We start from the raw sequence: 20,207 nt of genomic DNA, 5'->3' as shown, positions 1-20,207 counted from the left end.
CCAGCGCAACGGCGCTTCGCCGTTGTCGCCCGCACCGACCCCGGAGTTATACCCAGACATGTCCATCCAAGCCATTGAGGAAACCACGGTGAAGGCGTTCCCCGCCAAGCCTGCCGCAGTCATCGCTTTCACCGCCAAAGCGCGGCGCCGCTTCGACCCGATCGCGATCGCCGGCAGGCTGGCCACCGCCCTGGTGCCGCCGGTCATCGTTATCGCCTTCATGCTGGTCGTGTGGCAGATCGCCTGCTCGTCGCCGACCGCCAGCCTACCGCCGCCCAGCCAGGTGTGGAACGAGGCCTATGACCTGATCGCGCATCCGTTCTTCAACAACGGCCCGCAGGATATCGGCCTTGCGTGGCGGGTGCTGATCTCTCTGCAGCGCGTCGCCATCGGCTTCGGCCTGGCGGCGATCGTCGGCGTCGCGCTCGGCGCCCTGGTCGGCCAGTCGATCTGGGCCATGCGTGGCCTCGATCCGGTGTTCCAGATACTGCGCACCGTGCCGCCGCTGGCCTGGTTGCCGCTGTCGCTGGCTGCTTTCCGCGATTCCAGCCCGTCGGCGCTGTTCGTTATCTTCATCACCTCGATCTGGCCGATCATCATCAACACCGCCGTCGGCGTGCGAAACATTCCGGAAGACTACCGCAACGTCTCGCGCATCTTGCGGCTCAACCAGTTCGAATTCTTCGTCAAGATCATGGTTCCGGCCGCCGCACCCTACATCTTCACCGGCCTCAGAATCGGCATCGGCCTGTCCTGGCTCGCCATCGTCGCCGCCGAAATGCTGACCGGCGGCGTCGGCATCGGCTTCTTCATCTGGGACGCCTGGAACTCGTCGCGGCTGCCCGACATCATCGTCGCGCTCGCCTATATCGGCGTCACCGGCTTCTGCCTCGACCGCCTGGTCGCTGCGGTCGGCGCTTTCGTCACCCGCGGCACAACGGCAAAGTGAGGAGAGGGCGATGACGGCCTATCTGAAGCTCGACCATATCGACAAATCCTTTGCCCGCGGCGGTCAGGTCAGCGAGGTGCTCAAGGACATCAGGCTGACCATCGACAAGGGCGAATTCGTCTCCATCATCGGCCATTCCGGCTGTGGCAAGTCGACCTTGCTCAATCTGATCGCCGGGCTGACCAAGGTTTCCGCCGGCGCCGTGCTGCTTGAAAACAAGGAGGTCGACAGCCCCGGACCCGAGCGCGCCGTGGTGTTCCAGAACCACAGCCTGCTGCCATGGCTCACCGTCTACGAAAACATCAGCCTGGCGGTGTCGAAAGTCTTTGGCCGTTCCAAGAGCAGGACCGAGCGACATGACTGGATCATGCGCAATCTCGATCTCGTGCAGATGGCCCATGCCAAGGACAAGCGGCCGGCCGAAATATCGGGCGGCATGAAGCAGCGCGTCGGCATTGCCCGGGCGCTTGCCATGGAGCCGAAGATCCTGTTGCTCGACGAGCCGTTCGGGGCACTCGACGCGCTGACGCGCGCCCATCTGCAGGATGCGGTTATGGACATCCATTCCAGGCTCGGCTCGACGACGATCATGATCACCCACGATGTCGACGAGGCGGTGCTGTTGTCCGACCGCATCGTCATGATGACCAACGGTCCGGCGGCGACAATCGGCGAGGTGCTTGCGGTGCCGCTGCTGCGGCCGCGTCGACGCGTCGAACTCTCTTCCGACCGCACCTTCCTGCGCTGCCGCGAAGCGGTGCTGAAGTTCCTCTATGAACGCCACCGCTTCGTCGAAGCCGCGGAGTAACGCCATGACCGAAAAACTCGTCATCATCGGCAACGGCATGGCCCCCGGGCGCATGCTGGAGCATCTGCTCGAACAGGCGCCGGGCCGCTACACCGTGACCATTTTCAACGCCGAGCCGCGGGTGAACTACGACCGCATCATGCTGTCGCCGGTTCTCTCCGGCGAAAAGGCCTATGAGGAAATCATCATCCACGGCGACGGCTGGTACATCGCCAACAACATCACCCTCTACAAAGGTCACAAGATCGTCGCCATCGACCGGGCGGCCAAGACAGTCACCTCCGATCACGGCGTCACCGAGCCTTACGACAAGCTCGTCATCGCCACCGGATCGGTGCCCTTTATCATTCCGGTGCCCGGCCATGATCTGCCGGGGGTGCTGACCTATCGCGACCTCGACGATGTTCAGGCCATGATGCTTGCCGCCCAGTCGCGCGCCAAGGCCGTGGTCATCGGCGGCGGCCTGCTCGGGCTGGAGGCGGCAGCAGGTTTGAACGCCCAAGGCATGGACGTCACCGTGCTGCATGTCATGCCGACATTGATGGAGCGTCAGCTCGATCCAGCCGCCGGCTATCTCCTGCAGCGCGCGGTGGAACAGCGCGGCATCAAGGTCATCACCAAGGCCAACACCCAGGCGATCACCGGCAACGGCAAGGTCGGGCAGGTGGAGCTTGCCGACGGCACTATTATCCCGGCAACGCTGGTGGTGATGGCGGTCGGCATCCGGCCGAATGCGGCGCTGGCCAGGGAGGCCGGCATAGCCGTCAATCGTGGTATTGTCGTCGATGCCGGCATGCGCAGCAACGACCCCGACATCTACGCGCTCGGCGAATGCGCCGAGGTCTACGGCCAGGTCTACGGGCTGGTCGCGCCGCTCTACGAGATGGCGCGCGTTGCCGCGAACCAGTTGGCCGGCAACGAGGCAGCGGCCTTCGTCCACATGGACACGCCGACCAAGCTCAAGGTCACCGGCATCGACCTGTTCTCGCTTGGCGACTTCGCCGAAGGCGAGGACCGCCAGGAGATCGTGCTGCGCGATGCCGCCGCCGGCGTCTACAAGCGCCTTGTGCTCAAGGACGACCGCATCATCGGCACCGTGCTTTATGGCGAGACGGCGGATGGGGCCTGGTTCAACGATCTCAAGAAGAAGCAGACCGACATATCGGAGATGCGCGACACGCTCATCTTCGGCCAGTCCTACCAGGGGGGTGCCCCGCTGGACCCTATGGCGGCCGTTGCAGCCTTGCCGGATGATGCGGAAATCTGCGGCTGCAACGGCGTTTGCAAGGGAAAGATCACCGGCGCGATCACGGCCAAGGGCCTGGCTTCGCTCGACGACGTGCGCGCCCACACCAAGGCATCGGCTTCCTGCGGTTCGTGCACCGGGCTGGTCGAGAAGCTGATGGTGCTGACCATCGGCGACAAATACAACCCGGCCGCCGTGCAACCGATGTGCGGCTGCACCACGCTCGGCCATGACGAGGTGCGCCGGCTGATCATCGCCAAGAGCCTGAAGACCATTCCCGCCGTCATGCAGGAGCTGGAATGGACGACCTCCTGCGGCTGCGCAAAATGTCGGCCGGCGCTCAACTACTACCTCGTCTGCGACTGGCCGAACGATTACGCCGACGACTATCAGTCGCGCTTCATCAACGAACGCGTCCACGCCAACATCCAGAAGGACGGCACCTATTCGGTGGTGCCGCGCATGTGGGGCGGCGTCACCAACGCCGCCGAACTGCGCGCCATCGCCGACGTCGTCGACAAGTTCGAGATACCGATGGTCAAGGTCACCGGCGGCCAGCGCATCGACATGCTGGGCATCCGCAAGGAGGATCTGCCGGCGGTGTGGGCCGATCTCGGCCAGGCCGGCTTCGTCTCAGGCCATGCTTACGCCAAGGGCCTGCGCACGGTGAAGACCTGTGTCGGCTCCGACTGGTGCCGCTTCGGCACGCAGGATTCGACCGGCCTCGGCATTCGCATCGAGAAATTCATGTGGGGCTCGTGGACCCCGGCCAAGGTCAAAATGGCGGTGTCGGGCTGTCCGCGCAACTGCGCCGAGGCGACCTGCAAGGATGTCGGCGTGATCTGTGTCGACAGTGGCTACGAGATCCATTTCGCCGGCGCCGCCGGCCTCGACATCAAGGGCACCGAAGTGCTTGGCCTGGTCAAGACCGAGGACGAGGCGCTGGAGCATATCGTGGCGCTGACGCAGATGTACCGCGAGCAGGGCCGCTATCTCGAGCGCATCTACAAATGGGCCAAGCGCATCGGCATCCCCGAGATCAAGCGCCAGATCATGGACGACGGTGCCAAGCGCAAGGCCTATTACGAACGCTTCGTCTTCAGCCAGAAATTCGCCCAAGTCGACCCGTGGTCGGAACGCGTCTCCGGCAAGGACAAGCACGAGTTCCGGCCAATGGCTTCTGTCGGGTTTGCGCAGGCTGCGGAGTGATTAAAATGGACTGGATCGCAATCGGCTCGCTCTCCGACATCCCCCGCCGCGGCGCGCGCTGCGTCGACACACCCGAGGGTAAGATCGCCGTCTTCCGCACGCAGGACGATCAGGTCTATGCCATCGACGACCATTGCCCGCACAAGGGTGGGCCGCTGAGCCAAGGCATCGTCCACGGCACCGCCGTCACCTGCCCCTTGCACAATTGGGTCATTTCGCTGGAGACGGGCAAGGCGCTCGGCGCCGACGAGGGCGTGGTGCGCACCATTCCTGTGCGGATCGAGGGCGAGCACCTGTTCATTGCGCTGAAAGCGCTGGCCAGCCGCGCGGCCTGAAGCATGGAACCTGGCGAAGCGCGCGAGGTGAGGACCACCTGCCCCTATTGCGGGGTAGGTTGCGGCGTGCTGGCGAAGGTCGCCGCGGACGGTGAAGTCACTGTCCGCGGCGACCCCGACCATCCAGCCAATTTCGGTAGGCTCTGCTCGAAGGGTTCCGCGCTTGCCGAGACCATCGACCTCGACGGCAGGCTGCTCTACCCCGAAATCCACGGCCGCCATGCCGGCTGGGACGAGGCGCTCGATCTCGTCGCTTCGACCCTCTCGCAAACCATCGCCGAGCATGGTCCGGACTCCGTCGCCTTCTATGTCTCGGGCCAGTTGCTGACCGAAGACTATTATGTCGCCAACAAGCTGATGAAGGGCTTCATCGGCTCGGCCAACATCGACACCAATTCCCGCCTGTGCATGGCCTCGTCGGTTGCCGGCCACCGCCGCGCCTTCGGCTCCGACACCGTGCCGGGCACTTACGAGGATCTCGAGCTCGCCGACCTGATCGTGCTGGTCGGCTCCAATCTCGCCTGGTGCCATCCCGTGCTCTTCCAGCGCATCGCGACGGCCCGGGAAAAACGACCGGAGATGAAGGTCGTGCTGGTCGATCCTCGCCGCACCATGACCGCTGATATCGCCGACATGCACCTGGCGATCGCACCGGATGGCGACGTTGCTTTGTTCACCGGACTGCTCGCCTGGCTCGGCCGGCACAACGCGCTCGAGCGCGGCTATGTGACCGCACACACGACCGGCTTCGGCCAAGCTCTCTTCGCCGCATCGGCGCTCGACCTTGCCGGCATTGCCGCCGCCACCGGCCTGAGCGAGGACGAGCTCACCCGCTTCTACAACCTGTTCGCCGCGACTGCGAAAACCGTCACTGTCTACAGCCAGGGAGTGAACCAGTCGTCTTCGGGCACCGACAAGGTCAACGCCATCATCAACTGCCACCTCGCCACCGGCCGCATCGGCAAACCTGGGGCAGGGCCGTTTTCGGTGACCGGCCAGCCCAACGCCATGGGCGGCCGCGAGGTCGGCGGCATGGCCAACATGCTGGCTGCCCATATGGAGATCGATAACCCCGAGCACCGCGACCGCGTGCAGCGTTTCTGGAATGCGCCGGCCGTCGCCCAAAAGCCCGGTCTGAAGGCGGTCGAGATGTTTCAGGCGATCGCCGCCGGCCGCATCAAGGCACTGTGGATCATGGCCACCAACCCGGTCGATTCGATGCCGGATGCCGATGCCGTCGAGGCAGCGATCAAGGCCTGCCCGTTTGTCGTGGTTTCGGATGTGCTGGCGAGCACGGACACCGTGCGTCACGCCCATGTGCGGCTACCCGCCGCCGCCTGGGGCGAGAAGGACGGCACCGTGACCAATTCAGAGCGCCGCATCTCGCGCCAGCGCAGCTTTCTTGCGGTGCCCGGCGAGGCGCGGCCGGATTGGCAGATCATTGCCGAGGTGGGCAAGCGGATGGGGTTTGGCGAGGCGTTTGCGCATGTGACGCCGGCGGAGGTTTTCGCCGAACACGCCGCGCTGTCGGGTTTCGAGAATGACGGCGCGCGGGATTTCGATATCGGCGCTTATGGTGCGATCGATGCCGACGCCTATGAAGAATTGGCTCCGTTCCAATGGCCGGCGCCGAGCCCAGCCACCCCCCTCTGGCCTGCCGGCCATCTCCCCCGCAAGGGGGGAGATCAGCCGTCGCCTCGGCCTTCGCCAATTACCAACGATGCAGAAGATATGCCGGCGTCAAAGCTGCCAATCTCCCCCCTTGCGGGGGAGATGTCCGGCAGGACAGAGGGGGGTGTTCAAGCGGGACTTGACCCTTCCAGCACCCGCTTCTTCGCCAACGGCAATTTCTACAATCCCGACCGCAAGGCGCGCTTCATCGCCATTCGTCCCATCGTCGAGACACGCACCAGCCCGGACTATCCGCTGATCCTCAACACCGGCCGTGTTCGCGACCATTGGCACACGATGACCCGCACTGGCAAAAGCCCACGTCTCTCCCAGCACATGGCCGAGCCCTTCGTCGAGATCCACCCGGCGGATGCCACGCATCACGGCATTGGCGACGCCGACATCGTGCGCGTCTCCAGCCTGCGCGGGGATGTGCTGGTGCGCGCGCTGGTGACGGCACGCCAGCGCCGGGGGAGCGTGTTTGCGCCGATGCACTGGACCGATCAGTTTTCGGCAAAGGGCCGCCTCGACACGCTGACCGCGCCTCTGACCGATCCGGTTTCCGGCCAACCTGCGCTGAAACATGTCGGCGCCCGTATCGAGAAATTCGCCGCGAGAGCCTTCGGCTTCGCTGTGGTGCGCCGCAAGCCGGTGGCGCTCGCAGCAGATTACTGGGCCGTGGCCAAATGCAAGGGCGGCTGGCGGGTGGAGCTTGCCTTTGCCGGCGATGACATCGACTGGGCTGGTTTTGCTGGTTCGCTTTTCGATGCTCCCGTAGCCGACATGCTCGCCTATCACGACCGCGATACCGGCCAGCATCGCATTGCTGCCTTTGACGACCAGCACCTCGCCGGGGCTTTGTTTATCGCGTCGGGACCGGTGGCGGTTTCGCGGGGTTGGGCGGCACAGCAACTCCAGGAGGTTCACACCAGCCAGCGCGAACGCTTCAGGATCGTCGCCGGTCGCGCCGGCGCCGATCGGCCCGATGCGGGCGCGACCGTCTGCTCCTGTTTCAGCGTCGGGGTCAACCAGATCGTGGCGGCAGTGGCGGCCGGGTGCACGACAGTCGAAGCCGTAGGCGGCGCCCTGAAGGCCGGCACAAATTGCGGCTCCTGCCGGTCCGAGATCCGGGCGGTCATCCAGGCCAATCGGGTTCAGGCTGCGGAGTAGGTGCGGCTGGATCTGACGATATCCTCTTGGGCCACCATGGTCATCGATTGCGGAAGGTGGTGGCTGTCTAATCCAGCCGGTCGCGCAGGATGCTCCAGGGGAGCAGCATATTCGGTGCATAGCGCACGAGCTTGTGCAGCGGGATCGGCGCTGGCGGCGCGAAGGGGAGCGGCAGATCGCGGGCGTCCGTTCCGCTCGCCCAGTTGGCCAGCACCTTGCCCATTGCCGTGGTCATGGCGATGCCGCGGCCGTTGCAGGCGAAGCCTGCGATCAGGCCTGGGCCGAGGTCGATGAGACGCGGCAGGAAATCCGGCCCCACCGCCGCCACGCCTGTCCAGCTGTAGGCAAGCGGCGGCAGGTCAGGCAAATCGAGATGCCTGGCGAGCCGTCGCCAGATTGTTTGCGGCACCCGCGTCTCGGCGCCGGCTCCGACGACATGCATGCCGCCGCTGATCAGCCGGTTCTGGCCATCGCAGCGGCACGTGAACAGGTTGCGCCTGGTGTCGCCAACGCCCTGGCCGCCGGGCATCAGGCGCGCGCGTATGGCGCGCGACAGCGGCGCAGTGGCGATCTGGAAGACTTTCAGCGGGATATACGTCCGTGCCAGTGTCGGGTTCAGCTCTCCACCATAGGCGTTGGTGGCGACCAAGACCTTGCCCGCTCGCACAGTGCCGGACGCAGTCTTCAAGGCCCAGCCATCCGGCGTGCGGTCGATGGAAGTGACACGCGTCTGCTCGAAGATGCGTGCGCCAACCTTTTCCGCGGCGTCGGCCAGGCCGCGCGCATACTCGACCGGATTGAGGACGCCGCCCGAGTTGTCCATCCAACCGCCGGCGTAGCCGCCGATACCGGTGAGCGTCGTGACCGCCTTGGCATCGAGCGTTACGGTCGGCCTGCCCCGCGCCGCCCATTGCTCGGCGCGCGATCGCGTCTTTTCCAGCGCGGCGGACGAATGCGCCGGCTGGATCCAACCGTTCTGCACAGCGTCGCATTCGATGCCATGCCGCTTGATCAGGCCGAAGACGAGGTCAGCGCTTCCCGCGGCGAAATCGATCAGCCTCCCGCCGCGCTCGGGTCCGAGTTCGGCGATGATGTCGTCTGGATCCCGCTTGGCGAAGTTCGGAACGACGAAGCCGGCATTCCGGCCGGTCGCACCCCAAGCGATGAATTCGGCTTCGAGGACCGCGACCGAAAGCCCTTTCTCAGAGGCATGCAATGCCGTCGACAGGCCGGAAAAGCCGCCGCCCACAATCGCGAGATCGACGTCGAGTCCGCCTTGCAGCGCGCCCCGGTCGCGGCGGTTGCGGCTGACGGCATGCCAGAGCGAAACGCCATACGCTTGCTGCCGGATCATGGCATTCATGATCCGGCCTCGTTCTCGTTGGCCGCCGCCTTTGTCTGTGTGCCGGGCTTCGGTCGGCGCGGCCGGTCGCCGAACAATCCGTTAGGCCGGATCAGCAGGATGACGCAGAGCATGACGCCGATGGCGACGATCTGCAGTGAGGCCGCGCGTGCTTGCTGCTCGGGCGCAAACAGCACGCTGGTCAGCGTGCCCGACCCCGCCCATATCGCCCAGACCAGGATGCTGCCGGCAACGGCGCCGGCATTGCTGCCCGAGCCGCCGACGATCAGCATCACCCAGACCTGGAAGGTCAGGATCGGCAGATAGTTATCGGGCGCGATGAAGCCGGTGAAATGCGCCTGCAAAGCGCCGGCCAGCGCCATGATAGCGCCGCCGACGGCGAAGGCCTGGACGCGGTAGAAGCGCGCGCTCTTGCCCAGCGAAATCGCCGCTCGCTCGTCCTCGCGCAGCGCCTTGAGCACGCGGCCCCAGGGGCTGCGCGACAGGTGCTCCAGAGCGAGATAGGCGATCAGCGTCACAGCCGAAACGACGGCGAGGTTCGACAGGTTGAACAGCAGCGGCGTTTCGGCAAGGCCGCCGAACGGGCGCGGGATGAAACCGATGCCGAACGGGCCGCCGGTGAGTTTCTGCGCGTTGAGCGCGACCAGCTGCACGACGACGGCGACGCCGAAGGTGGTGATCGCCAGGTAGTCGGATCGCAGACGCAGCGTGGCCATGCCGGTAAGTGCTGCGGCGATACCGCCGACGACCATGGCGCCCGCCCAGCCGACCAGGATCGGCAGACCGAAGCCGCCGAAGCGCGCGGCATCGTCCGGGGTCGTCAGCAGCGCCGATGTATAGGCGCCGATGGCGACGAATCCGGCAAGGCCGACATTGAAAAGGCCAGTCAGCCCCCACTGCAGATTGAGCCCCAGTGTGACCAGCGAAAAGATCAGTGCGGTGGTCAGGAAGAAGGCGCCGTAGCCGAGCAGGTCCATCAGCGTTCCCTCACACCAAACAGGCCGATCGGCCGCACGAACAGCACCGCCATCAGGATGATGAAGGAGATTGCGGCGCGCCATTCGGCGCCGATCAGCTGCACCGCACCGGCTTCGGCAAGACCGATGATCAAGCCGCCGAGCACAGCGCCCGGAATGCTGCCGATGCCGCCGAGGATGGCTGCTGCAAACATCGGCAGCAGCATGTCGAAGCCCATGAACGGGCGGATCTGCACCAGAATGCCGATCATCACGCCGGCCACGCAGGCCAGCGCCCCGCCGATGATCCAGGTGACACGCACAACGGAGGCAACGTCGATACCGACGATGCGGGCCAGGGCCGCATTCTGGCTCAGCGCCTGCATGGAGCGGCCGGTCTGCGTGCGTCTCATCAACAGATGCACGCCGAGCACCAGCACTGCGGTCAGCAGCAGCAGCGCGATCTGATCGGGCGTGATGCGGATGCCGAAGCCGACCGGCATGGCGATCTGGATCGCCCGGCTGAAATAGGTCGGGCGTGAGCTGAAGGTGAATTCGAGCAGGCTGCGCAGTGCCATCGAGGCGCCGAAGCTCGCCATCACCACGATGATCGCTTGCCCCTGCGAGCGCAGCCGCGAAAACAGCACCTTGTCGAGCAACAGCGCCAGCAGGGCGGTGAAAGTCATGCCGACAAGCAGCGCAACCAGCAGCGGCCAGCCGAAAGACAGCTGTCCAATGGGCGCCACCTTGCCGAAGATCGCGCCGATGGCGCTGACGACGGCGAGCGTCGCATAGGTGCCCCAGGCCATGAAGTCGCCATGGGCGAAGTTCGAGAAGCGCAGGATCGAGTAGGTCAGCGTCACGCCGATGGCGCCAAGGCCGATCATCGAGCCGGTCAGCAGCCCATCGACGACAAATTGCAGGCTCATGCCGCGCCTCCCTTGCCGACGGGGGACGGGCGTTGGCCGAGATAGAGTTCGGCGACGACAGGATCGTTCCACAGTTCGGAAGCAACGCCCTCGTGCCGGTCCTTGCCGTCGACCAGCACATAGGCGCGGTCGCCGATGGCAAGCGCTGCCTTGGCGTTCTGTTCGACCAGCAGGATGGTGACGCCGGACCTGCGGATGCCGGCCAGCATCTCGAACACCGTCGATACGAATTTCGGCGACAGGCCGGCCGACGGTTCGTCGAGCAGCAGCACCTTGGGATGGACGATCAGCGCACGTGCGACGGCGAGCATCTGCCGCTGTCCGCCCGACAGATTGCCGGCGGCGGTGCGGCGCTGGCGGACGAGGTCGGGGAAGGCCGTGTACATTTCCTCGATGCGGGCAGGGATTTCGCGTCGCTCGAGGATGCCGCAGGCGACTTTCAGATTGTCCTCGACCGACATCAGCGGGAAGATGTTCTCCGTCTGCGGTACGAAGGCCAGGCCGAGCCGGACCATGGTGTGGGCGGGCGCGGCGGTTATGTCCTTGCCGTCCAGGAACACCGCGCCGCCGGTGATCGGGACAAGGCCGGCGATCGCCTTGATGAAGCTCGACTTGCCGGCGCCGTTGGGGCCGAGCACGACGACGATCTCGCCCTTGCCGACGGTGATCGAGGCGCCGCGCACGATCGGCACGCCAAGCTCATAGCCGGCTTCGAGGTTGCGCACGTCGAGGACGGTCTCGTTCATGTGGCGCCCCCGAGATAAGCCTCGATGACGCGCGGGTCGCGGGCGACTTCCTCTGCCGTGCCTTCGCTGAGCAACTGGCCGCTCGCCATGACGAGGACACGGTGGCAGAGCCGCGTCACCATGTCGATATTGTGCTCGATCAGCAGAAAGGTGATGCCGTGCGCGTTGATGTCGCGGATGCGGTCGATGATGATCTCGAGCAGCGTCGCGTTGACGCCGGCGGCCGGTTCGTCGAGCAGGATGATCGCCGGATCGGCCATCATGACGCGGGCGAGTTCGAGCAGCTTGCGTTGACCGCCGGAAAGCACGCGCGCCGGTTCGTGCGCCAGCCGAGCGAGCGAGACGAGCTCGAGCAGCTCGAGTGCCTTTGCCCTGGCTGCTCTTTCCTGTGCCGCCACTCGCCACGGCGTGACGAAGTTGGCGAGCAATTTTTCGCCGGCTTGGCCCTGCGCCGCCAGCATGATGTTTTCGATCAGCGTCAGATTGGGCAGGGGGCGCGGGATCTGGAAGGTGCGGCCAAGACCACGGCCGATACGCAGATGAGCGGCTTCGCCGGAGACGCGCGTGCCATTGAGCAGGATATCGCCGCTGGTTGGCAATATGCTGCCCGCCAACAGATCGAACATCGTCGTCTTGCCGGCGCCATTCGGCCCGATCAGGCCGAGGATTTCGCCCGCTTTGACATCAAACGAGACATCGTTGACGGCGACAAGGCCGCCAAAACGCCTGACGACGTTTCGTGCCGTCAGAACTGGCGCACGGGTCTCCTGCCGTTGGCGCTCCGCTGCATCGCTCATCAAACCCTCTGGCCGAAGACGATCGTTGTCGCCTCCTGATTTTTGATTTGTGATCACACTTGCTTTGATCACGCTATTCGGCTTTAATTTCATTCGCAAGCCGAAAACGGGGCAAATGCCGGTAATGCAGAAGGCTGCCATCGAAAAGAACAACGAGACGATCGCAGCCCAGCTTACGCCGGTCGGCCGCGAGACGGTGCAGGATCGCGTCTATTCCGAGTTGCGCCGTGCTCTGATCGGTGGCCTTTTCGAGCCGAACCAGGTGCTGACCATCCGCGGTCTTGCCGATGCGCTGGTCACCTCGACCATGCCGGTACGCGAAGCGCTCGGCCGGCTGATCACGGAAAAGGCACTGGAGGCGCTGCCCAACCGTTCCGTGCGCGTGCCGCCGATCACGCTGGAGCGCATCGACGACCTCCTGCGTGCCCGCTCACTCATCGAAGGCGAAGCGATCGCGCTTGCCGCCAGGCGCATGAGCCCGCGCCAGATCGCGTCGATCGAAGCCATGCTGGGCGAATGGGACGAGATGCGGGCCCTGAAGCACAAGAAGGATATCGATCGCGAAGCGACGCTCAACCAGAGCTTCCATTTTGAGATCTACCGCTGCTGCGGCTCGGCTGTGCTGATCCCGATGATCGAAAGCCTCTGGCTTCAATCGGGACCCTGCATCCGCGTCGCCATCTATGCCTTCTCCGAGGCCGGCGAGGTCGATACCGCGCACTATCACCGCGGCATTGTCGCGGCACTTGCCAAACAGGATGCGCAAGCGGCGCGCGAGGCGCTGGTAGCCGACATCAGCCGCCCCTTCGCCTTCCTGCGCGACAAACTTCAATCGGCGAAGGACTGACATGCCCAAGCCCGCCATCGGCATCACAGAACCACGCTCGAAGCTTTCCGTGACGGCGCTGCTATTGCCCGAAAAGGCGCCGGAGAATGCCGCCTTCCTGCTGGCGTATCTGGCGCAGCCACGCATCATCCCAGGCATCCATGCGATGTGGACAGGACCGGAAATCTCGTGCCCGGTTCCGTCAGCCGATCTCCACGGCCAGGCCTATGCCCAGTCTTTGCCACCGGAGAATGCAACGCTGACGCCGCAGCCCGGCGATATCGTGCTGTCCTATGTGCCGCCACGCGTGTGGGGCGGCAATCCCAATGCCATCTTCGATATCGGCCTGTACTACGGGCAGGGGGCGCGGCTGCTGTTCCCGATCGGCTGGCTGGCCGGCAGCGTGGTCGCGCAAGTGCTTGCCGGAGAGCGCGATCAGTTTGCCGCCGCCTGCGGCGTTATCCGCCGCAACGGCGCCTGTGACATCACCTTCAGCCTGGTGGAGGCTTGAATGGCCGACGACAGTTTCGAGCTCTTCGATCTGCGCGTCGAAGCGGTCATTCCCGAAGGCAAGCCGGTCTATTGCGGCGCCAGGGCCGGCGACTATTTCGAACTGAAGGGCGAAATGCTCTCGCTGCCGGCAGGGCAGGGTTTTTCGATCTATTCGATCTCGGCCGTGTTGCCGCTCCTGGCGGCAAAGCAGCGCCCGACGCATGCAAATGACTGGATGACCTCGGATGCCGAGATCGCCTGTCCCGATCCCAATTGCGCCAGCCGGCTCCGCATCGTCAGGCTTGCCAAGCGGCGGTTCAGCCATGCCGAAACCACGGCCGTGCCGCTGCCGAAGGAGACCGACAAGGGATGACCGCCAGGACCGTCGAACTCAGCCCCGGCTATGCGATCTCGCGAGTCATCCGCGGTGGCTGGCAGCTTGCCGGCGGGCATGGCGCCGTCGACCGCAGCCAGGCGGTGACCGACCTCATCGCCACTTTCGATGCCGGCATCTGGACCTATGACTGCGCCGACATCTACACCGGCGTCGAGGAACTGATCGGCGCCGCGCGCCTGCGGCTGGCCGGCGAGCGCGGTCTCGATGTTGCGGCCAGGATGAAGGTGCACACCAAGCTGGTGCCGGACCTCGAACGACTGGCAGGCATCAGCCGCGACTACATCAGGGGCATCGTCGATCAGTCGCTTCGCAGGCTCAAGACCGAGCGGATCGACCTCGTGCAGTTTCACTGGTGGGATTATGACCAGCCTCGTTACGTCGAGGCGATGGGTTGGCTCGACGAGCTTCGGCTGGAAGGCAAGGTGCGCAATCTCGGCACCACCAATTTCGATACGCCGAGGCTAGCCGAAATCCTCTCCGCGGGCATCCCGCTGGTCAGCCAGCAACTGCAATATTCAGTGCTCGACCAGCGGCCGGCAAACAGCCTTGCGGGCCTTGCCGCTAAGAACGGTGTCCGCTTCCTCTGCTACGGCTCGGTGGCGGGCGGCTTCCTCAGCGACAAATGGCTTGGCGTGGCCGAGCCCTCCACGCCGCTCGAAAACCGCTCGCTGGTCAAATACAAGCTGATCATCGACGACTTCGGCGGCTGGGAGCTGTTCCAGTCCCTGCTCAAGGCGCTGAAAGCGGTCGGCGATCGCCACGGCGTCGACATTGCCACCATCGCCTCGGCATGGGTGCTCGAGCAGCCGCAGGTCGCGGCCGTCATTGTCGGTGCGCGCAACCAGGCACATGCGCTGGCCAATACGAAAATCATGGACGTCGCGCTCGACGCCGACGATCGCGCGCGGATTGCTGCCGCCATCGCACAAGGCACCGGCCTCGCGGGCGATGTCTACGCGCTGGAGCGCGACCGTCATGGCCGCCACGGCTCGATCATGCATTACAACCTCAATGCGGGGAAGAAATGAGCGGAGAGCCTTCCCTTTTTTCGCGTGCCAGCGCTGAAATCATCGACCTGCATCGCTTCTTCGTCGACTGGTTTGTCGCCGCGCGAGCCGACGCTGTGGAGTTCGGCCGCTTCGAGGCTGTCATGGGCGAAGGCCTCACCATGGTGGCGCCGAATGGCCAGATCCTCGATCGCGACGCGGTCGTAGATCATGTCCGGACAAGCCGCGCCACTTGCGACGACGGTTTTGCCATATCGATCGAGGACATCAGGCCGGGTTGGCAGGACGCGGACACGATCGTCATCTTCTACATCGAGGCGCAACTGCGCGCCGGCAAACACAGTCGCCGGCAGTCCAGTGCGGTCTTCACCACCAGTTCATCGGCACCAAACGGCGTCGAATGGCGGCATCTGCATGAGACCTGGCTGCAGGCGCCGGAAGGCTGAACAGGCAAAAGTTCAAACAAGAAAAGGGGAACGGCAATGAAGAAGACGATACTTCAAATCACCACAGCACTGGCTCTCGTGACGATGGCCGGCGCCGCACACGCAGCGGACTGCAAGATCACCGTCGGCCTGGTCATGGAGCTCACCGGTCCGGCCGGCGAATACGGCCAGGCCGGCGCGAAGTCCGTCGAAATGGCCTTCCGCGACATCAATGAAGCCGGTGGCGTACGCGGCTGCGATCTCGCAACCGACACGCGCGACAGCCAGAGCCAGGGCAATATCGCGGTCGATGCCGCGACCCAGCTGGTACAGGTCAAGAAGGTGCCGGTGATCATCGGCGGCATCATCTCCTCGGTGTCGATCCCGATTTTGACCTCGGTCACCGGGCCGGCCAAGATCGTGCAGGTGTCGCCGGCTTCGTCCTCGCCGACGCTGACCGCCCTTGGCCGCGACGGCAAGACCAACGGCATCTTCTTCCGCACCATCACGTCGGATGCGCTGCAAGGCGTGGCCGCCGCCAAATACGCCATCGACAAGGGCTTCAAGAAACTGTCGATCATCCATGTCAACAACGACTTCGGCGTCAACATGGTGGCCGAATTCTCGCGTGCCTACAAAGCGCTCGGCGGCACCATCGTCTCCGACACGCCCTATAATGAAAAGCAGTCGAGCTATGCTTCGGAAGTGACGGCGGCGATGGGAGGCGAGCCGGACGGACTTTACCTCGTCAGCACGCCGGTCGACGGCGCAACGGTCGCCCGCACCTGGATATCGCAGGGCGGCGTGCAGAAATTCCTGCTCAATGACGGTATGAACAGCCCGGACTTCATCGAATCCGTCGGCGCCGATTATCTGAAGGATGCCTATGGTACCTCTTCCGGCACCAGCCCGACGGCATCCACCGACTATTTCCTGAAAAACTACAAGGAGTTTTCGGGCATCGAACCGTCGAACCCGGCAGCCGACCGTTCCTATGATGCCGGCGCCATTGTCGGCCTCGCCATTGCCATTGCCGGCTCCGAGGATCCAGCCAAGATCAAGGATGCCATGTACAAGGCGGTCGATCCTGCCGGCACACCGATCTATGCCGGCAAGGACGAGTTCGCCAAGGCGCTCGGCCTGATCAAGGACGGCAAGCCGATCCGCTATGAAGGCGTCATCGGTCCGGTCAGCTTCGACAAATATGGCGACATCACCGGTCCGTTCCGGCTGTGGAAGATCGTCGACGGCAAGGTGACGACCGACGGTGAAATGACAACCGACGACGTCAACGCGCTGCAGGCGAAATTGCAGTAGGCGCCGGTACATTGTCCGGCGCGATCTCCGTTCGATCTCTGGGAGATCGACGCCGGACAAGCAGTCCAACATCGGCGCTAGTTACGCGGTCAAGCGCGAAATCAGCCGGGTCAATATAACGACAGGCGGCTGGCCGGGCATGAAGACCTGCGGATTGGAGAGGGCGCCGACGATATGACCCACATAGTCTGATTTGTCGTAGCCGATTGACGATATCGGGTAGGCGTCGAAATTGGTCAGGGACACATTGTCGAAGCCATAGAGGCGGAAGCGGCTGGGCCGGTTGTCGGGGAAATCCGCCCGGCAGACATCCAGAACACCCATGGCCATCGCGTCGGACGTACAAAAGACCGCATCGGGACAGCCGCGTCCCGTCAGGCCGGCGGCTGCCGCATAGCCCGACTCGTAGGAATAGTCTCCCTGGACCGTCTGCAGCAGTTCAATTCCATGATGCCGGAACGCTTCGAGGTAGTGGCCGATGCGCAGCTGTTCGACCCGCGAGGACGAACGGCCGGTCAGCAGGCTGGCCGTGCGCGCGCGCTTGGCCGCCGCATCCGCCACGGCCTCGGCGATGCCGACGCATTCATCGGGAATGACGGTGGGTGACAGATCGTCATGCAGTCCGTTCAGCATGATGACCAGGTCCGAGCGAAACATGCGCCGCACCGTCGCTGCATCGGCAAAGTCGGAGAACACCACGGCGGCATCGACATGATAGGCAACGCCATTGCGCAGAAAATCCTCGACCCCGTCCGCCGAGCCGATGCGGATGAGGATGACCTGCTTGCCGATCGACTGGATTGCGTCGAGCAGCCGGTCGAACAGGTCGAGATCTGAAAGGTCGTGAATGTGGTTGACCACGACGGCAACCAGATTGACGGTCTTGGTGGTCAGGCTTTGCGCCAGGAGATTGGGTTTGTAGCCTAGCTGCGCGGCGGCCTGCACGACACGTTCGCGTTTGTCCGCCGAGACCGGTCGCGGTCCGCTCGACAGCGCACGGCTGGCCGCGGCACGCGACACGCCTGCCAGCCGCGCGACATCGGCGATCGTTGCGACGGCGCCTCGAGTGTGCGCCGATCGGTTACCGGTAGTGGGTGTCACCACAGCGGGTTGAGCGCCGGCGGGTTGGAGTCCGGCCCCCACCACTTCTTGTAGGTCGTCTCATAGGTGCCCGACTGGATGAAGTCGGACACGAACATGTCGAGCCAGCGGACGAATTCGGGATCACCCTTGGCGACCGCGATGCCGATCGGATCGTTGGAATAGAGGCCAGGCAGCGTCACCAGGCTCGGTGTCTTGGTCGCGAGGTAATCGAGCAGCGAGGAATCCTCGATCGCCGCATCGACGCGCTTCTGTTGCAGCTGCAGAACCCCGTCGGGCGCGAACTGGTCGACATAGACGAGCTCTGCTTCCGGCACGGCCGCCTTGAGGAAGGTTTCGCCCGTGGTGCCGCGGCCGACGACAACCTTCTTGCCGGCGAGCCCCTTGAGGTCGGTTATCCCGGCATCCTTCTGGACGATGACGCGCAGCCCGGCCCGGTTGTAGGGGATGGTGAAGTTGACGGTCTTGGCCCGCTCGAGCGTTGCCGAGGTGTTTGCGACCGCGACATCGATCTGTCCCGACACCAGCATGGAAATACGGGCATCGCCCGAGACGTCGACGAACTCGACCGGCACCCCGAGCTTTTGCGCCAGCAGCGTCGCGACATCGACATCGTAGCCGACAGGGTTGTTTTGTGCATCGCGAAAGCCGATCGGCTCGCCGCCGAGCGATACGCCGATGCGAATGGTGCCGCGTGAGCGGATGTCGTCAATCATGCCGGCAAGGGCCGGAAAAGCCGAACCGGCCACGATGGCCAGCGCGGCGAAGGCACGCAGTACGGTTTTCATGGTTCCTCTCCTTATTTTCTAGTGACACGTTTTGCTGCCCGCAATTCGGGTGCGGGCATGGAATCCTTCCAGAGCCAGTAGCGGACCTCGCCCTCGCATCTGAAATTCACCACCTCGTGGTTCTGCTCGGCGTCGACGGCGTGGATGACCACTCCGGCCAGGAAGCCGGTGTCGAGTTCAGCCAGTTCCTCGACCGCCAGCGCGACCGCATCCGACAGGGATCGGCCAAGCTTCATGGCCAGCACGACGGTCCGTGCGGTGGCGCAGCGCATCGTCATCTCGCCGGTATGGGTGCACGCCGCCGCGCCATAGCGGCTGTCGGCGTAAAAGCCTGCGCCGGGAATGGGAGAATCGCCGAGCCGGCCCGGATATTTCCACGCCCAGCCCGAGGTCGAACTCGCGGCATGGACGCCGCGCCGCGCATCCGCCGACAGGAAGACGGTGGTGTCGCGGACCCGCTCGGGATCGGTGATAGTACGGCTGAGCGGCGCCAGATCGATATCGGGGAATTTCGCCAGCTGTTGCGGTGTGAGTTCCTGTTGCAGCCGCTCCCACCAGACGCGCTTGCTGTCCTCGAACAAGACTTCGTCTTCGGCAAAACCGATTTCGCTGGCAAAGCGCCGCGCCCCTTCGCCGGTCAGCATCACATGCGGCAGGCGCTTCATTACCTGCTGCGCCAGGGCAGCGACCGCCAAGGTCCTTGGCACGGCGCCGACTGAACCGACCTCTCTTGTATTGCCGTCCATGACGCCGGCGTCGAACTCCATCTCGCCCAGCATGTTCGGCCAGCCGCCATAACCGACGCTGCGAACCTTGACCTCTTTCTCCACCATGCCGATGCCGGCAACCATCGCGTCCAGGCTGACGGCGCCATCGCGCAGCATTTGCACCGAGGTTTCGAATCCCGGCCATGCTTCGTTGTTGGCTAACAGCAGCATTCCTAGTCCTTGCGCATCTTGGAGAGAAACTGCGCAACCCGCGGCTGCGCCCGGCCGCCGTCCGCGGCGAAGAAACGATCCGTTGGCAGATCGACCACCAGCCTGCCCTTGTCGAGGAAGACGATGCGGTTGGAAATCTCGCGCGCGAATTCGATCTCGTGGGTGACGAACAGCATCGTCGTGCCTTGCGCGGCGAGCTTTGCCAGGATGGCCAGCACCTCGGAAGTCATTTCCGGGTCGAGCGCGCTGGTCACTTCATCGAGCAGCAGATAGCGCGGCTGCATGGCGAGCGCCCGGCAGATGCCGACACGCTGGCGCTGCCCGCCCGACAACTGCGCCGGGTAGGCGTTGGCCCGATCGGCGAGGCCGACGGACTCGAGCAGCTTGCGCGCCAGCGCCTCGGCCTCAGGGCGCGGCATCTTCAGCACCTCGATCGGGGCGAGCGTAATGTTCTGAAGCGCGCTCATATGCGGATAGAGGTTGAACAGCTGGAAGACGGTGCCTGAGCGCTTGCGCGCCTCGGCCAGCTCCTTCGGCTTGCTGACATCGAAATCGTCGACCGTGATGCGGCCCGACTTCAGCTTTTCGAGGCCGTTGATGCAACGGATCAGTGTCGACTTGCCGGACCCCGACGACCCGAGGATCGAGACCACTTCGCCGGGCGCGATCGTCAGGTCGACGCCGTCCAGCACAGTGACCTCGCCGAACGCTTTGTGCACGTTTTCGATCTTGAGCAT

General features: G+C 64.4%; 20 protein-coding genes. 11 read left to right on the top strand and 9 right to left on the bottom strand.

The genetic code is table 11. The annotated features are described in order from the left end of the window. Positions 1-58 precede the first annotated feature (58 nt). Genes ntrB through X727_RS141470 form a run of 5 tightly spaced genes read left to right on the top strand, consistent with a single transcriptional unit; the run spans position 59 to position 7,388 of the window. Positions 59-949, top strand: a complete 891-nt coding sequence (gene ntrB, locus X727_RS141450) for a nitrate ABC transporter permease (RefSeq protein ID WP_023682697.1) — start codon at positions 59-61, stop codon at positions 947-949. Positions 950-959: 10 nt separating this feature from the next. Further along, a complete protein-coding gene (locus X727_RS141455; RefSeq protein ID WP_023667847.1) occupies positions 960-1,757 on the top strand; it encodes an ABC transporter ATP-binding protein in 798 nt (265 codons plus the stop codon). Between the two features lie 4 nt (positions 1,758-1,761). Then, positions 1,762-4,212, top strand: coding sequence for a nitrite reductase large subunit NirB (gene nirB, locus X727_RS141460; RefSeq protein WP_023686953.1), 2,451 nt, complete (start codon positions 1,762-1,764; stop codon positions 4,210-4,212). Positions 4,213-4,217: 5 nt separating this feature from the next. Next, entirely contained in the window at positions 4,218-4,547 is a 330-nt protein-coding gene (nirD, locus tag X727_RS141465; RefSeq protein ID WP_023745647.1) for a nitrite reductase small subunit NirD, read from the top strand. A gap of 3 nt (positions 4,548-4,550) precedes the next feature. After that, positions 4,551-7,388, top strand: coding sequence for a nitrate reductase (locus X727_RS141470; RefSeq protein WP_023834909.1), 2,838 nt, complete (start codon positions 4,551-4,553; stop codon positions 7,386-7,388). Between the two features lie 67 nt (positions 7,389-7,455). On the opposite strand, the gene X727_RS141475 is transcribed toward X727_RS141470, so the two are convergent. The 5 genes from X727_RS141475 to X727_RS141495 are packed head-to-tail and all read right to left on the bottom strand — an operon-like array spanning position 7,456 to position 12,179. Then, entirely contained in the window at positions 7,456-8,751 is a 1,296-nt protein-coding gene (locus tag X727_RS141475; RefSeq protein WP_023710024.1) for an FAD-binding oxidoreductase, read from the bottom strand. Further along, entirely contained in the window at positions 8,748-9,731 is a 984-nt protein-coding gene (locus tag X727_RS141480) for a branched-chain amino acid ABC transporter permease (RefSeq protein ID WP_023692250.1), read from the bottom strand. Before X727_RS141480 ends, X727_RS141475 begins: the two co-directional genes overlap by 4 nt. Further along, complete coding sequence (locus X727_RS141485; RefSeq protein ID WP_023834908.1) at positions 9,728-10,636, bottom strand: branched-chain amino acid ABC transporter permease; 909 nt, start codon at positions 10,634-10,636, stop codon at positions 9,728-9,730. Before X727_RS141485 ends, X727_RS141480 begins: the two co-directional genes overlap by 4 nt. Further along, positions 10,633-11,382, bottom strand: a complete 750-nt coding sequence (locus X727_RS141490; protein WP_023834907.1) for an ABC transporter ATP-binding protein — start codon at positions 11,380-11,382, stop codon at positions 10,633-10,635. Before X727_RS141490 ends, X727_RS141485 begins: the two co-directional genes overlap by 4 nt. Continuing rightward, positions 11,379-12,179 (bottom strand): ABC transporter ATP-binding protein, encoded by an 801-nt coding sequence (locus X727_RS141495; RefSeq protein WP_023735676.1) that lies wholly within the window; start codon positions 12,177-12,179, stop codon positions 11,379-11,381. Before X727_RS141495 ends, X727_RS141490 begins: the two co-directional genes overlap by 4 nt. Before the next feature lie 124 nt (positions 12,180-12,303). On the opposite strand from X727_RS141495, the gene X727_RS141500 reads away from it, so the two are divergent. The 6 genes from X727_RS141500 to X727_RS141525 are packed head-to-tail and all read left to right on the top strand — an operon-like array spanning position 12,304 to position 16,643. Then, positions 12,304-13,026: a GntR family transcriptional regulator gene (locus X727_RS141500; protein WP_023667856.1), complete on the top strand. Its 723-nt coding sequence runs from the start codon at positions 12,304-12,306 to the stop codon at positions 13,024-13,026. A 1-nt stretch (position 13,027) separates the two neighbouring features. Next, entirely contained in the window at positions 13,028-13,516 is a 489-nt protein-coding gene (locus X727_RS141505) for a DUF3830 family protein (protein WP_023667857.1), read from the top strand. Continuing rightward, the gene (locus X727_RS141510) at positions 13,517-13,870 is read left to right on the top strand and encodes a TIGR04076 family protein (RefSeq protein WP_023667858.1); all 354 of its coding nucleotides are present in this window, start codon (positions 13,517-13,519) and stop codon (positions 13,868-13,870) included. Further along, complete coding sequence (locus tag X727_RS141515) at positions 13,867-14,922, top strand: aldo/keto reductase (RefSeq protein ID WP_023834906.1); 1,056 nt, start codon at positions 13,867-13,869, stop codon at positions 14,920-14,922. The genes X727_RS141510 and X727_RS141515 overlap by 4 nt, the downstream gene beginning before the upstream one ends. Further along, on the top strand, positions 14,919-15,347 hold the full coding sequence (locus X727_RS141520; protein WP_023667860.1) for a hypothetical protein: 429 nt from the start codon (positions 14,919-14,921) through the stop codon (positions 15,345-15,347). The genes X727_RS141515 and X727_RS141520 overlap by 4 nt, the downstream gene beginning before the upstream one ends. A 36-nt stretch (positions 15,348-15,383) precedes the next feature. After that, entirely contained in the window at positions 15,384-16,643 is a 1,260-nt protein-coding gene (locus X727_RS141525; protein ID WP_023692246.1) for an ABC transporter substrate-binding protein, read from the top strand. Positions 16,644-16,724: 81 nt separating this feature from the next. Here X727_RS141525 and X727_RS141530 read toward each other — a convergent pair whose 3' ends face one another. The 4 genes from X727_RS141530 to X727_RS141545 are packed head-to-tail and all read right to left on the bottom strand — an operon-like array spanning position 16,725 to position 20,207. Beyond that, complete coding sequence (locus X727_RS141530) at positions 16,725-17,747, bottom strand: LacI family DNA-binding transcriptional regulator (protein WP_023815164.1); 1,023 nt, start codon at positions 17,745-17,747, stop codon at positions 16,725-16,727. Then, the gene (locus X727_RS141535) at positions 17,741-18,532 is read right to left on the bottom strand and encodes a transporter substrate-binding domain-containing protein (protein WP_023695228.1); all 792 of its coding nucleotides are present in this window, start codon (positions 18,530-18,532) and stop codon (positions 17,741-17,743) included. Before X727_RS141535 ends, X727_RS141530 begins: the two co-directional genes overlap by 7 nt. A gap of 11 nt (positions 18,533-18,543) precedes the next feature. Next, complete coding sequence (locus X727_RS141540) at positions 18,544-19,470, bottom strand: isoaspartyl peptidase/L-asparaginase (RefSeq protein WP_023667864.1); 927 nt, start codon at positions 19,468-19,470, stop codon at positions 18,544-18,546. 2 nt (positions 19,471-19,472) lie between these two features. After that, positions 19,473-20,207 carry an amino acid ABC transporter ATP-binding protein gene (locus X727_RS141545; protein WP_023699816.1) on the bottom strand — a complete coding sequence of 245 codons (735 nt, stop codon included), beginning with the start codon at positions 20,205-20,207 and terminating at the stop codon, positions 19,473-19,475.

The organism is Mesorhizobium sp. L103C105A0, assembly GCF_000502215.1.
Classification (GTDB): Bacteria; Pseudomonadota; Alphaproteobacteria; order Rhizobiales; family Rhizobiaceae; genus Mesorhizobium.
This window is presented reverse-complemented; position numbering and strand designations above follow the sequence as displayed.